Raw genomic sequence first — 13,602 nt, 5'->3', positions numbered from 1 at the left:
CCGGCGTTGCGCCGTCCATGGGGCGACCTTGACTCGATCATGAATCGTCATGAACCTGGCATTTGTTCGCCGCCGTGGCGAATCACCGCTAGGGGGGGCATGAGACACAGAGCGAGATCGATCCTTGCTGTCGGCGCACTCCTGCTCGGCGGGGCGGGTTCGCTGCCCGTCGCCCAGGCGCAGACGGGCGGTTCCGCCCGGCCCGCCGCGGACAGGGACACGGAGGTCAAGGTCTTCCGCGCGGAGGTCACCCGCAAGCAGTTACCCCTGCTGTTCGAGGCCGGACAGGACGCCAGTGAACTCGGCGCGCAGGTGACCGGCAGCGGCAGGACCGCCGTCGAGGTCTATCTGACCGGCCCGCAGGCCGAGAAGCTCCGGAAGCAGGGTGTCGCCCTCACCGAGCGCACCCTCTCGGCCCGGGCCGAGACACGGGTCACGAACGCGGCCCAGGGAGTGTTCCGTCCGTACGGCGGAAAGGGCGGCCTGAAGGAGGAGATCGTCCGGACCGGCAGGGCCCACCCCGGCCTCACCAAGGTCGTCTCCATCGGCAGGACCGTCGACGGCCAGAACATCCTCGCACTCAAACTGACCAGGAACGCGCGGACCTCGAGGGACGGTTCCAAGCCCTCCGTGCTGTACGTGTCCAACCAGCACGCCCGTGAGTGGATCACGCCGGAGATGACCCGCCGGCTGATGCACTACTACCTGGACCACTACGCCACCGACCGGCGCATCAAGAAGATCGTCGACTCGACCGAGCTGTGGTTCGTCCTCTCGGCCAACCCGGACGGCTACGACCACACCTTCAAGGACGCCGGCACCCGTCTGTGGCGCAAGAACCTGCGCGACGTCGACGGCGACGGCGCCATCACCGTCGCCGACGGCGTCGACCTCAACCGCAACTTCGCCTACAAGTGGGGCTACGACGACGAGGGCTCCTCTCCCCTCCCCACCAGCGAGACCTATCGAGGGCCCGGCCCGCAGTCGGAGCCGGAGACCCGGGCGCTCGACGACCTGGAGAAGCGCATCGGGTTCACGTACGGCATCAACTACCACTCCGCCGCCGAACTCCTCCTCTACGGCGTCGGCTGGCAGGTCGCCACGCCGACCCCGGACGACGTGCTCTACAAGGCTCTCGCCGGTACCCCCGACAACCCGGCCGTTCCCGGCTACCGCTCCCAGGTCTCCTCGGAGCTGTACACCACCAACGGTGAGGCCGACGGCCACGCGTCGAACGTCAACGGCATGGCGATGTTCACGCCCGAGATGTCGACCTGCGAGACCGCCTCGGACAGCGACCCGAACGACGCCTGGAACGCGGCCGACTGCCGGTCGGTCTTCAACTTCCCCGACGACGAGAAGCTGATCGAGCGGGAGTTTGAGAAGAACATCCCGTTCGCCCTCTCCGTCGCCGAGACGGCGTCCCACCCCGACCGGCCGTCCTCCCCGGTCGGCATCGACGCGCCGGACTTCACCCCGGCCGCGTTCCCGGCGTCGTACGCGCGCGGCGCGGACCAGGAGGTCTCGGTCGTCGCGCGCAAGTCGGTACGCCACAAGAGGCTCCGGTACCGGATCAACGGCGGACGCGTCCGGGAGCGGACGCTCAGGCCCTGGAAGGGCGGCACGACGTACGGGGGCGGCGACAACCTCTACTTCGACGAGTACCGCGCCGCGGTCAAGGGGGCCGACCCGGGCGACAGGGTGGAGGTCTGGTTCACGGGCCGCGCCCGGAGCGGCGGGGCGACCTCCAGCGCTCACTTCACCTACACCGTCGCCGAGCGGCCGGCGGCCGACACCCTGGTGGTCGCCGAGGAGGGCGCCGAGGCCGCGCGGGCGCAGACCTACGTCGACGCCCTGAGGGCGGCCGGCCGCAGAGCCGCCGTCTGGGACGTCGCCACCCGGGGCGCGCCCGACGCGCTCGGCGTGCTCGACCACTTCAGGACCGTGGTCCACTACTCGGGCGTGAACGGTCCCGGCGAGGCCACCCAGCTCCGGCTGCGCGCCTTCCTCAACGAGGGCGGCAGGCTGATCGAGGCGGGGGAGCAGGCCGGCGGCAGTGTCGACCTCGGCGACGGCACCCCCTCGGACGACTTCAGCCAGTACTACCTGGGCGCCTACTCGCGCACGTCGACCCCGGGGGCCACCGGCTTCACCGGGTCCGGCGGGCTCGACGGCCTCACCGCGGTGCTGGCCGGCGCGCCCGGCAACCCGCTGGACAAGGCGGGCTCCTACGGCGTGACCTCGGATGAGCTGGCCGTCGGCACGTACCCCCAGTTCGCGAGCGCGGGGGCGGGCCGGTTCACCGGGACGGCCGACCCGTACGAGCCCTACGCGGGCTCGTACATGGCCGCGGCCGCGCACACCGACAACGCTTACAAGCGGCTCACCCGCACGATCGACCTCACCCGGGTGAGCGCGGCCGACAAGCCCACGCTGCGCGCCCAACTGCTGTGGGACACCGAGCCGGGATACGACCACGCCGTGGTGGAGGCCCACACGGCCGGGGCCGACGACTGGACCACGCTGCCGGAGGCCGGCGGCGCCACCCGGGAGGCCGTGCCGACGGACTGCGAGGCCGGATTCCTCGTCGGCGAGCACCCCTGGCTCAAGCACTACCTGACCGTGGCGGCGAGCGGCTGCGCCGCGACCGGCACCACCGGCGCCTGGCACAGCCTCACCGGTGCCTCGGACGGCTGGCAGCAGGTGAACTTCGACCTGAGCGCGTACGCGGGGAAGAAGGCCGAGATCTCGCTGAGCTACATCACCGACCCGAGCACCGGCGGCCACGGCCTCCTCGTCGACGACGCCTCCCTCGTCGCCGGCGGCACGGCCACGGAGACCGAGGGCTTCGAGGCATCCCTGGGCGCGTGGAGCGTGGCCGGGCCGCCCGCGGGGAGCCCGGCCGTCCTCAAGGACTTCTCACGCACAAGGGAGTTGTTCACGACCTACGGAGCGGTCACCACGGACCGCACCGTGCTGCTGGGTTTCGGCCTGGAGCAGGTCGCCTCGGCGGCCGACCGGTCGGCACTGGTCCGGAAGGCGCTCGCCGCGCTCGGCGGCTGACCGCGGGCGGTCAACGGCGGATGGTTCCCTGTCGCCGGAAGGAGTGATGGGGCTGTTGGGCCCGGGTGGTCCGTACCCCTACCGGCGGGTACGGGCCGCACTGCCGGGTACGGGCCATACGGATGTCACTTCGGGGGCCTCAGCGGGGTAGGGTCGTAGGCGGTCGGGGACATCACATCCAGCTCGCCGGCGTCGACAGCCGGCGTACCAACGAGGAGATCGGTTCGTGACGATCCGCGTAGGCATCAACGGCTTCGGCCGCATCGGGCGTAACTACTTCCGCGCGCTGCTGGAACAGGGTGCAGACATCGAGATCGTGGCTGTCAACGACCTCGGTGACACCGCGACCACCGCTCATCTGCTGAAGTACGACACGATTCTTGGCCGCCTCAAGCAGGAGGTCTCCCACACCGCCGACACGATCACCGTCGACGGCAAGACCATCAAGGTCCTCTCCGAGCGCAACCCCGCCGACATCCCGTGGGGTGAACTGGGCGTCGACATCGTCATCGAGTCGACGGGCATCTTCACGAAGAAGGACGACGCCGCCAAGCACCTCGCCGGTGGTGCGAAGAAGGTCATCATCTCGGCTCCGGCCAAGGATGAGGACGTCACCATCGTCATGGGCGTCAACCAGGACCAGTACGACCCGGCGAACCACCACGTCATCTCCAACGCGTCCTGCACCACCAACTGCGTGGCGCCGATGGCGAAGGTGCTCGACGAGAACTTCGGCATCGTCAAGGGCCTGATGACCACGGTGCACGCGTACACGAACGACCAGCGCATCCTGGACTTCCCGCACAGCGACCTGCGCCGGGCGCGTGCCGCGGCCGAGAACATCATTCCGACCACCACCGGTGCCGCGAAGGCCACCGCCCTGGTCCTGCCGCAGCTCAAGGGCAAGCTGGACGGCATCGCCATGCGCGTCCCGGTCCCGACCGGCTCCGTCACCGACCTGGTCGTCGAGCTCAGCCGTGAGGTCACCAAGGAAGAGGTCAACGCCGCCTTCCAGAAGGCCGCCGAGGGCGAGCTCAAGGGCCTCCTCGACTACACCGAGGACCCGATCGTGTCCTCCGACATCGTCAGTGCCCCGGTGTCCTGCACCTTCGACTCCTCCCTGACCATGGTCCAGGAGGGCAAGAACGTGAAGATCATCGGCTGGTACGACAACGAGTGGGGCTACTCCAACCGCCTCGTCGACCTGACGGTCTTCGTCGGCAACCAGCTCTGATCACCGAAACAGGCACGTCGATGTGAGAACAGGGCTCGGGCAGCGCACCGTCGCGCCGCCCGGGCCCTGACTCGCGTACAGCGGGCCCCCGGCTCGCGGGCCGGTCGATCGGCCCTCGTACGATCAAGAGCCCTTCCCCTGGAGCAACCCTTATGAAGACGATCGACGAACTCCTCTCCGAAGGAGTGGACACCAAGCGGGTCTTCGTCCGCGCCGACCTGAACGTCCCGCTGGCGGACGGAGCCATCACCGACGACGGCCGCATCCGCGCCGTCCTGCCCACCGTGAAGGCCCTCGCCGACGCGGGCGCCAGGGTGGTCGTGGCCTCGCACCTGGGCCGCCCCAAGGGCGCCCCGGACCCGGACTTCTCGCTGCGGCCGGCCGCCGAACGCCTCGGCGAACTGCTGGGCACGCCCGTGGCGTTCGCCCAGGACACCGTCGGCCCCGCCGCCCACGACGTCGTGGACGGCCTGCGGCCCGGCCAGGTCGCGGTCATCGAGAACCTGCGCTTCAACCCCGGCGAGACCTCCAAGGACGACGCCGAGCGCGCCGAGTTCGCCAGCCGGCTCGCCGCCCTCGCCGACGTGTACGTGGGCGACGGCTTCGGCGCCGTGCACCGCAAGCACGCCTCCGTGTACGACCTGCCGGCCCGGCTGCCGCACTACGCCGGCTACCTCATCGCCACCGAGGTCGGCGTACTGAAGAAGCTCACCGAGGACGTCCGGCGGCCGTACGTCGTCGCGCTGGGCGGCGCCAAGGTCTCCGACAAGCTGGCCGTCATCGACGAGCTGCTCGGCAAGGCGGACCGGCTGCTCATCGGCGGCGGCATGGCCTACACCTTCCTCAAGGCCAAGGGCTACGAGGTCGGCAGGTCCCTCCTCCAGGAGGACCAGATCCCGGCCGTCACCGAGTACATCGCGCGGGCCGAGAAGACCGGCGTCGAGCTGGTGCTGCCCGTGGACGCGCTGGTCTCGCCCGACTTCCCGGACCTGAGGACCAAGGCCCCGGCGCACCCGACGGTGGTTGCCGCCGACTCCATTCCGGCCGACCAGGAGGGCCTGGACATCGGTCCGGAGACCCGCAAGCTGTACGCCTCGAAGCTCGCCGACGCGGCCACCGTCTTCTGGAACGGTCCCATGGGCGTCTTCGAGCACCCCGACTACGCCGAGGGCACCAGGGCCGTCGCCCAGGCGCTCGTCGACTCCCCGGGCTACACCGTGGTCGGCGGCGGCGACTCCGCCGCGGCCGTCCGCACACTGGGCTTCGACGAGTCGGCATTCGGCCACATCTCGACCGGCGGCGGCGCCTCCCTCGAATACCTCGAGGGCAAGACGCTCCCCGGCCTCGCCGCACTGGAGGACTGAACCTCGATGAGCACCCGCATGCCGCTGATGGCGGGCAACTGGAAGATGAACCTCAACCACCTGGAGGCCATCGCCCACGTCCAGAAGCTCGCCTTCGCCCTGGCGGACAAGGACTACGAGGCCGTCGAGGTCGCCGTCCTGCCGCCCTTCACCGACCTGCGCTCCGTGCAGACCCTGGTCGACGGCGACAAGCTCAGGATCAAGTACGGCGCCCAGGACCTCTCGGCGCACGACTCCGGCGCCTACACCGGTGAGATCTCCGGCCCGCTGCTGGCCAAGCTGAAGTGCACGTATGTGGTGATCGGGCACTCCGAGCGGCGGCAGTACCACCGGGAGACCGACGAGCTCGTGAACGCCAAGGTCAAGGCCGCCTTCAAGCACGGTCTGACCCCGATCATGTGCGTGGGCGAGGAACTGGAGGTCCGCGACGCGGGCAACCACGTCACGCACACGCTCGCCCAGGTCGAGGGCGGTCTGAAGGACCTGCCGGCCGAGCAGGTCGAGTCGATCGTGATCGCGTACGAGCCCGTCTGGGCCATCGGCACCGGCAAGGTCTGCGGCGCCGACGACGCCCAGGAGGTCTGCGCGGCCATCCGCGGCAAGATCGCCGAGCTGTACGCACAGGACGTGGCCGACAAGGTGCGGATCCAGTACGGCGGCTCGGTGAAGGCCGGGAACGTCGCCGAGATCATGGCCAAGCCGGACATCGACGGTGCCCTGGTCGGCGGCGCCTCACTGGATGCCGACGAGTTCGTCAGGATCGTCCGCTTCCGCGATCAGTGAGTGTGACGTAGGCGCGATCCGTCGTACTCTTGCGGGGCCGGTACTCAGCCCGTGGAACGTGAAGTTTCAACAAGAGATCCGGCCCCGTCGTCCATCCGACTCCGAGGAAGTTGGTCCAGCCGTGGTTTTGGGGTTCTCGATCGCCCTGATCGTCTTCAGCCTGCTGCTGATGCTGCTGGTGCTGATGCACAAGGGGAAGGGCGGCGGCCTCTCCGACATGTTCGGTGGCGGCATGCAGTCCTCCGTCGGCGGCTCCTCGGTCGCCGAGCGCAACCTCGACCGGATCACCGTCGTGGTCGGTCTGCTCTGGTTTGCGTGCATCGTGGTGCTCGGCATTCTGATGAAGATCAACAACTAGGGTCTGCCGTATAACGGCAAACCTCACATTGAGTACGTGACGCCCCATGTTCGGTACGGGTCTTCGGACGCGGCCTATCATGGGGCGTGCGTCTAGGGGCGGGGGTAACTCCCATCACTGGACGCGCGTTGGGCCTTACGTAGACTGAGGCGCTCGCAGCGAAGCGAAACGCCGACTCGCTTCGCGGCACCATCACGCAGGGAGTTACGACCGTGGCAAGTGGCAACGCGATCCGAGGAAGCCGGGTCGGGGCGGGGCCGATGGGCGAGGCCGAGCGCGGCGAGTCCGCGCCGCGTCTGCGCGTCTCCTTCTGGTGCTCCAACGGGCACGAGACGCAGCCGAGCTTCGCCAGCGACGCGCAGGTTCCCGACACCTGGGACTGCCCGCGCTGCGGCTTTCCCGCCGGACAGGACCGGGACAACCCGCCGGACCCTCCGCGCACCGAGCCGTACAAGACGCACCTCGCCTATGTGCGGGAGCGGCGCAGCGACGCGGACGGCGAGGCGATCCTCGCGGAGGCGCTCGCCAAACTGCGGGGCGAAATCTAGACGTTGCGATCCGGCCGGACACCGAAGGTGGCTGGCCGCAGCGGCTTTACGGGCCCGGTGGCGGCCGCCTTCGCGCCGATTGTCAGTGCCGCCCCCTACGGTGTGCGCATCGACGCATCGTGAGGGGGAGCCGTGGCGACGACAGAGATTCTGGGCGTCCGTGCGCCCCGGGTGGCGCGGGGGATTCGGGCGGCTGTGGACCGCCGCCGTGGTCTCCCGGTTCGGGGACGCCTTACGGACGGCCGCGCTGCCCCTGCTCGCCGTACGCCTCACGGACGACCCGCTCGCCGTCGCCTCCGTCACCGCCTGCGGCTATGCCCCCTGGCTGCTCTTCGGACTGCTCGGCGGGGCCGTGGCGGACCGGGTCGACCAGCGGCGGGCGATGTGGGCCGTGGACACCGTGCGCGGCCTGGTCGTGGCCTGTTCGGGATGGGTGCCCTGATCGGGACGCTGGTGCTGCGGGTGACGGGCCGGCTGCACGCGGGCAGCGCGGGATACGCGGCCGCGATGACGGCGTACGCGGCGGGCGGCCTCGCCGGCGGCTTCCTGGCCCAGCGGATCGCACGCCGTACCGGACGGGCCCGCGCTGCTCGTGGCCGGGAGCGTCCAGACGTCGTCCCTGCTGCTGATGGGGACCGTGCGGCACCCGGGCGCGCTGCTGGCGGGCATGCTGCCGCTGGGCGCCATGGGCATGGTGTGGAACGTCAACCAGGTCGCACTGATGCAGCGCCGCAGCCCCGCCCCCATGGTGGGCCGCATCGCCTCCGCGTTCCGCACCGCCTCGACGTCCGGAGCCCCGCTCGGCGCCCTCCTCGGCGGGGCCGTGGCGCGGATGTACGGGCTCCACGGACCCGCGCTGCTGACGGCCGTCCTCTTCGCGCTCGCCGTCACCTCGTTGATAACCGCGCGCGAGCCGGACGTACCTGTGGGTGCGCCGCGGGCCGGCGCGACGACGGGTCGCCCCACGTCCTGATCAACTAGGTTGGGTCGGCAGCGGGGCGAGGTACGCAGCAGTACAGGCGAGGAAGAAGGCTGAAGTCCGAGATGAACGCAGACAGCCGTACCAGGCTCGACCGGACGCCCGAGTGGACCGCTCTGGCCGAGCACCGCGAGGAACTCGGCGAGGTGCACCTGCGCGACCTGTTCGCGGCTGACCCCGGACGCGGCAGCGGGTACGTCCTGCAGGTGGGGGACCTCCACGTCGACTACTCCAAGCACCTGGTCACCGACGAGACGCTGCGGCTGCTGCGCGAGCTGGCGGCCGCGAGGGACGTCGTCGGCCTCCGGGACGCCATGCTGCGCGGCGACAAGATCAACACGACCGAGAACCGCGCGGTCCTGCACACCGCGCTGCGCGCCCCGCGGGACGCGGTGATCGAGGTGGACGGGGAGAACGTCGTGCCCCGGGTGCACGCCGTGCTCGACAAGATGGCCGGCTTCGCCGGCCGGATCCGCTCGGGCGAGTGGACCGGGCACACCGGCAGGCGCATCAAGAACGTGATCAACATCGGCATCGGCGGCTCCGACCTGGGCCCGGCGATGGCCTACGAGGCACTGCGCTCCTGCACCGACCGCGACCTGACGGTCCGCTTCGTCTCCAACGTGGACGGCGCCGACCTGCACGAGGCCGTACGGGACCTGGACGCGGCCGAGACGCTGTTCGTCATCGCCTCGAAGACGTTCACGACGATCGAGACGATCACCAACGCGACCTCGGCCCGCGCCTGGCTGCTCGACCAGCTGAAGGCCGGCCAGGAGGCGGTCGCCCGGCACTTCGTCGCCCTGTCGACGAACGCCGGGAAGGTCGCCGGGTTCGGAATCGACCCGGACAACATGTTCGAGTTCTGGGACTGGGTGGGCGGCCGCTACTCGTACGACTCGGCGATCGGCCTGTCCCTGATGATCGCCATCGGCCCCGACCGCTTCCGGGAGATGCTCGACGGCTTCCGCATCGTCGACGAGCACTTCCGCACCGCGCCCGCCGAGTCCAACGTCCCGCTGCTGCTGGGCCTGCTGGGCATCTGGTACGGCAACTTCCACGACGCCCAGTCGCACGCCGTCCTGCCGTACTCGCACTACCTGTCGAGGTTCACCGCCTATCTCCAGCAGCTGGACATGGAGTCCAACGGCAAGTCGGTGGACCGCGACGGGCACCCGGTGGAGTGGCAGACGGGCCCGGTGGTGTGGGGCACCCCGGGCACCAACGGGCAGCACGCCTACTACCAGCTCATCCACCAGGGCACCAAACTGATCCCGGCCGACTTCATCGGCTTCGCCGAACCCGTCGCCGACCTCGCCCCCGGACTGGTCGCCCAGCACGACCTGCTGATGGCCAACTTCTTCGCCCAGACCCAGGCGCTGGCCTTCGGCAAGACCCCGGACGAGGTGCGCGCCGAGGGCGTGCCCGAGGAACTGGTGGCGCACAAGACGTTCGAGGGCAATCACCCGACGACCACGATCCTCGCCAGGGAACTCACCCCGTCGGTGCTCGGCCAGCTGATCGCCCTCTACGAGCACAAGGTGTTCGTCCAGGGCGCGATCTGGCACATCGACTCCTTCGACCAGTGGGGCGTCGAACTCGGCAAGGTCCTCGCCAAGCGGATCGAGCCCGCGCTGACCGATGGCGCCGACATCCCGGACCTCGACGGGTCCACCAAGGCCCTCGTCGCCAAGTACCGCGCGCTGCGCGGCCGTTAGCGGTCACGGCATGGGGAGGCGGACGGCGCGGGGCCGTCCGCCTCCCGTAGACTCCTCCGGCGATCACGACGGCTGACGGGGGGAGCGGAAGTGGCCGGTTCGCGCGGGCGATGGCTCAGCGAGAGGCTGACGCCGAGGTCGTTCATCAGGCCGAAGAACGTGGCGAGGGCCGTCTTCCACCCGGCGTGGATCCCGGAGACGGTCGATCCCGCCGTGGAGACGCTCAAGCGCATCCGGCTGGTGGCCGGCGCGATCGCGGCCGTGGGCGTCTACACGTTCGTGCAGGGCGGCTTCGCCTTCGACGAGATGCTGCAGAACATGCTGACGGCGTGTCTCGTCCTGCTGCTGATCACGCCTCTGACGACCGGCGTGATGCTCTACGTCTGGCGGCGCACCGGAACCGTCCGCCAACTGCGCGCCTCCCTGGTGAACGCGGTCAAGCTGCTGCTGCTCTTCGTCGGTTCGGTCGTCGTGACGGTGCTGGTGTGGATGCTGGTGGACGGCACAGGCCCGCTTCTCCTGCTGCTCGGCCTGCCGGCGATCTGGCTCACCGGTTTCGTGGGGGCCGGGGCCGTGCGGTTGTCCGGGAACTTCTTCGGCACCGCGGCGGTGCACCGCTGTCTGCCGCCGCTGCTCGCCACCGTGACGACGTGGCTGATGGCGATCCCGGACCTGGCCACCGGTGATCTGCACGGGCTCAGCCTCACCATGGGTGTCGTCTTCATCCTGGGCGCACCGCTGACGGTCACGGGAATCGCCCTGCTGGAGATGAACCGCCTGCGCCGGCGGTACGGCATCCGGCTGGGCGCGCACCCGTCGACCCTGCCACCGCTGCCTCCTCCTCCGCCGCCGTACTCGCCGAGCGGTCACCCGCCCCCGCCCGGGAGCCCCCAGGGAAACCCCTACGGCAGCCCCTACGGCAATCCGTACGGCAATCCGTACGGCAATCCGTACGCGCCGGGTCCGGCCCATCCGCACGGCCAGGGCGCCCCCTACGGCTATCCGCAGCCCCCGGCGCCGCCGTACCCGTACGATCCGCGGCCGCCGTACCCGCCCCAGAACCCGTACGGCCCCGGCCCCCACGCCGGCTGATCCGCGGCGGCCGGCCCCGGGTCCACCGGATCCCCCGGGTCCACCGGATCGCCGTGCTCAGGCCACCGCGCTCAGGCCACCGTGCTCAGGCCACCGCGCTCAGGCCACCGCGCTCAGGGTGTCCGCGAGCCGGCGCCGTGCCGCGCGGGCCGCGGGCACGGCGGCGAGGGCGGCGGCGCCCAGCACGGCGGCGGCCCCGAACAGCAGCAGCAGGACCGGGGACGGCCCCTGGGCCAGCCCCGCGCCGATACCGCTGGAGCGGCCCTGGGCGTCGATCAGCCAGTGGGCGAGGGGGATCCCGAGCGCCACACCGACGGCGACCGAGGCCAGCGCGGTGCAGGCGGTGGCCGTGACGGTGACCGCCGTGATCTGCCGCGGGGACAGACCGATCGCCTTGAGGGCGAGCAGATCCCGCTCGCCCTCGCGGACGGTGCCGCCGATCGCGGTCAGCAGCTCGATCAGCCCGATGAGCGCGAGGACGGCGATCAGCCCCGCGACGACTCCTCGCAGCGGCGACAGTCCGTCCGCCGGATTCGTCACGGGATGCACGTCGAGGCGCCCGTGGGCGGCCGCGGCCAGCTCGCCGGCGACCTCGTGCGGATCGGCGCCCGGCCGCAGCCGCAGCTGGTAGAGGGTGGGACGCAGCCGGGAGTCGTTCTCGCGGAGGGTGTCGAGCGAGGTGGAGATGACCCGCCCGGCGTTCTCCGGCTCGATGCTGCGGCCCACGATGTGCAGGATCTGCGGCTGGTCGCCCACCGTCATGCGCACCCAGTCGCCGACGCCCACATGCAGCAGGTCGAGCAGCCCCTGGCCGGCCACCGCCTCGTCGGGACCCAGCGGGGCGCGTCCGTCGGCCAGGGCGTAGGGGTAGGGGTCCTGGCGGGTACCCAGGCCGCGCAGGGCGATCGTGGCCGTCTGGCCCGGCACGAGGGCCGCCACCTCGACCCCCGGGTAGGCCGCGGCGACCTGCGGACTGCCGGCCAGCAGGGAGCGGGCGGCCGTGTCACCGAGACCGCCGTCGGGGCGCACGGTGAGGGCGGCCGGCAGACCGACCTGCTCGGGACTGCGGTGGAAGCGGTCGATGGTGGTCCACGCGCTCATCGCCACCACGATCAGCAGCAGCGGCAGCGCCAGCCGGGCGACCGTGGCAAGCGACCGGGGACGACGCGTGAACGCCTGGTGGCAGCCCAGGACCAGCGCGGGCGGCAGCCGCAGACCGAGGGCCCTGCGCGCCACACCCGACAGACGCCCGCCGGCCGGTGCCGTGGGCCGCGGCACCGGCACCGGAGGCACTCGCCCCGCCCGCCAGGCCGCGAGCCCCGTGGTCGCGGCGATGAACAGCACGGCTCCCACCGGCACCGCGAACAGCGCCACCGTGTGGTCCGGCAGCCCCTGCCACACTCCGACCGCGTCGCCGAGCCGCCCCGGGATCCGGCGGCCCAGGCCCTGCGTGACGGCAGCGGCGGCCACCGCGCCCAGCAGCGCGTAGGCGACGTGCTGGAGCAGGAAGATCCGCACGACCTGGCCGGGAGTGAAACCGATCGCCTTCAGCACCGAGATGTCCCGCAGATGCCCGCGGATACGGGTGCCGATGGCCCCGTGCACCGCGAATGCGGCGGCGATCAGTGAGCCCAGGCCGAACAGGCCCAGCACCTGGCCCAGCAGCCGGTTGTCGCCCTGTGCCTCGGACCGGGCCTGCCGCCAGGTGGAGACCTCGTCGACCGCGCCGGCGCCCAGCACGGTCACGGCCCGCTGGACTGCATAGTCGGTGTCGCCGGGGTCGGTCAGACGCAGCCCGGTCACCTGGCCGCCGGGGTTGCGCACGGCGGACGGCAGCGCCCAGACGAGCCCCGGCTGTTCCCCGGGGCTGTAGCGGGGTTCGGCGCTGTCGGCGATGCCGAGGACGGTCAGGGTCCGGGCCGTGCCGGGCAGCGTCAGCGTGTCGCCGGGCTCGGCCAGCAGTGCCCGGGCGAGCCGGCTCTCCAGGACCACGCCACTGGGGTGGGCGGGGTCGAGCCAGCGGCCGGAGGTGAGCAGCGGGCGGCCGACGGAGGGCGGCCGGGGGGTGCTGCGCAGTTCGACGGAGGCGCGGGTGCCCCGTGAGACGACCGTGGTGGACTCGGTGGGATAGGGGCCGGCGACGGCCTCGACGCCGTCCAGGACGGTGAGCCGGCGGGTGTCGGCCGAGGGGCCGGTGTGGATCCAGACGTGGGCGCCGTGTGCCTGCGTGAAGACCCGCTGCCAAGGGTTGGTCGCATAGCCGAACAGGGCTGTGGCCAGCAGCAGTGAGGCGACGACGCCGGCGGTGGCGAGCACGATGAACAGCGCCTCGCCGCGGTGCGTCCGCAGATCGGAGTGCGCCCAGCGCAGGGTGGCTCGCACCGGCCTCAGCCCCTCGGCCCGTGCGGGGCGCGGCGGGGGCCCGGCGCGTGTGCCGGCCGCCCCGTGCGGCCGTCCGTCGGC

General features: G+C 71.3%; 9 protein-coding genes and 1 pseudogene. 9 read left to right on the top strand and 1 reads right to left on the bottom strand.

The window, feature by feature from the left end; genetic code table 11:
* Window positions 1-99 precede the first annotated feature (99 nt).
* From ACZ79I_RS08965 to ACZ79I_RS08925, 9 genes and pseudogenes are all read left to right on the top strand, one after another.
* A complete protein-coding gene (locus tag ACZ79I_RS08965; RefSeq protein WP_471495820.1) occupies window positions 100-3,063 on the top strand; it encodes a M14 family metallopeptidase in 2,964 nt (987 codons plus the stop codon).
* Between the two features lie 226 nt (window positions 3,064-3,289).
* Window positions 3,290-4,297, top strand: coding sequence for a type I glyceraldehyde-3-phosphate dehydrogenase (gene gap, locus ACZ79I_RS08960; protein WP_471495818.1), 1,008 nt, complete (start codon window positions 3,290-3,292; stop codon window positions 4,295-4,297).
* Between the two features lie 152 nt (window positions 4,298-4,449).
* Window positions 4,450-5,661 (top strand): phosphoglycerate kinase, encoded by a 1,212-nt coding sequence (locus ACZ79I_RS08955; protein ID WP_471495816.1) that lies wholly within the window; start codon window positions 4,450-4,452, stop codon window positions 5,659-5,661.
* Between the two features lie 6 nt (window positions 5,662-5,667).
* Window positions 5,668-6,444, top strand: a complete 777-nt coding sequence (gene tpiA / locus ACZ79I_RS08950) for a triose-phosphate isomerase (RefSeq protein ID WP_471495814.1) — start codon at window positions 5,668-5,670, stop codon at window positions 6,442-6,444.
* Window positions 6,445-6,571: 127 nt separating this feature from the next.
* On the top strand, window positions 6,572-6,802 hold the full coding sequence (gene secG, locus ACZ79I_RS08945; protein WP_189698983.1) for a preprotein translocase subunit SecG: 231 nt from the start codon (window positions 6,572-6,574) through the stop codon (window positions 6,800-6,802).
* Window positions 6,803-7,014: 212 nt separating this feature from the next.
* A complete protein-coding gene (locus tag ACZ79I_RS08940) occupies window positions 7,015-7,350 on the top strand; it encodes an RNA polymerase-binding protein RbpA (RefSeq protein ID WP_078066843.1) in 336 nt (111 codons plus the stop codon).
* A 208-nt stretch (window positions 7,351-7,558) separates the two neighbouring features.
* A pseudogene (locus ACZ79I_RS08935) lies at window positions 7,559-8,323 on the top strand (MFS transporter).
* Between the two features lie 71 nt (window positions 8,324-8,394).
* Window positions 8,395-10,047, top strand: coding sequence for a glucose-6-phosphate isomerase (gene pgi / locus ACZ79I_RS08930; RefSeq protein WP_471495813.1), 1,653 nt, complete (start codon window positions 8,395-8,397; stop codon window positions 10,045-10,047).
* A gap of 90 nt (window positions 10,048-10,137) precedes the next feature.
* On the top strand, window positions 10,138-11,139 hold the full coding sequence (locus ACZ79I_RS08925; RefSeq protein ID WP_471495811.1) for a hypothetical protein: 1,002 nt from the start codon (window positions 10,138-10,140) through the stop codon (window positions 11,137-11,139).
* Between the two features lie 99 nt (window positions 11,140-11,238).
* Here the strand turns inward: ACZ79I_RS08925 and ACZ79I_RS08920 are convergent, their stop codons facing one another.
* Window positions 11,239-13,521 carry an ABC transporter permease gene (locus ACZ79I_RS08920; protein WP_471495809.1) on the bottom strand — a complete coding sequence of 761 codons (2,283 nt, stop codon included), beginning with the start codon at window positions 13,519-13,521 and terminating at the stop codon, window positions 11,239-11,241.
* Between the last annotated feature and the right edge of the window lie 81 nt (window positions 13,522-13,602).

It is taken from the genome of Streptomyces sp. PSU-S4-23 (genome assembly GCF_055632315.1).
The sequence above is the reverse complement of the archived record's forward strand: the minus strand, read 5'-3'. Positions and strand labels throughout refer to the sequence as shown.

Excerpts from the sequence above, each read along its gene's own strand:
- tpiA (WP_471495814.1), top strand. The coding sequence starts at position 5,668 with ATGAGCACCCGCATGCCGCTGATGGCGGGCAACTGGAAGATGAACCTC.
- ACZ79I_RS08965 (WP_471495820.1), top strand. The coding sequence starts at position 100 with ATGAGACACAGAGCGAGATCGATCCTTGCTGTCGGCGCACTCCTGCTC.
- ACZ79I_RS08955 (WP_471495816.1), top strand. The coding sequence starts at position 4,450 with ATGAAGACGATCGACGAACTCCTCTCCGAAGGAGTGGACACCAAGCGG.
- pgi (WP_471495813.1), top strand. The coding sequence starts at position 8,395 with ATGAACGCAGACAGCCGTACCAGGCTCGACCGGACGCCCGAGTGGACC.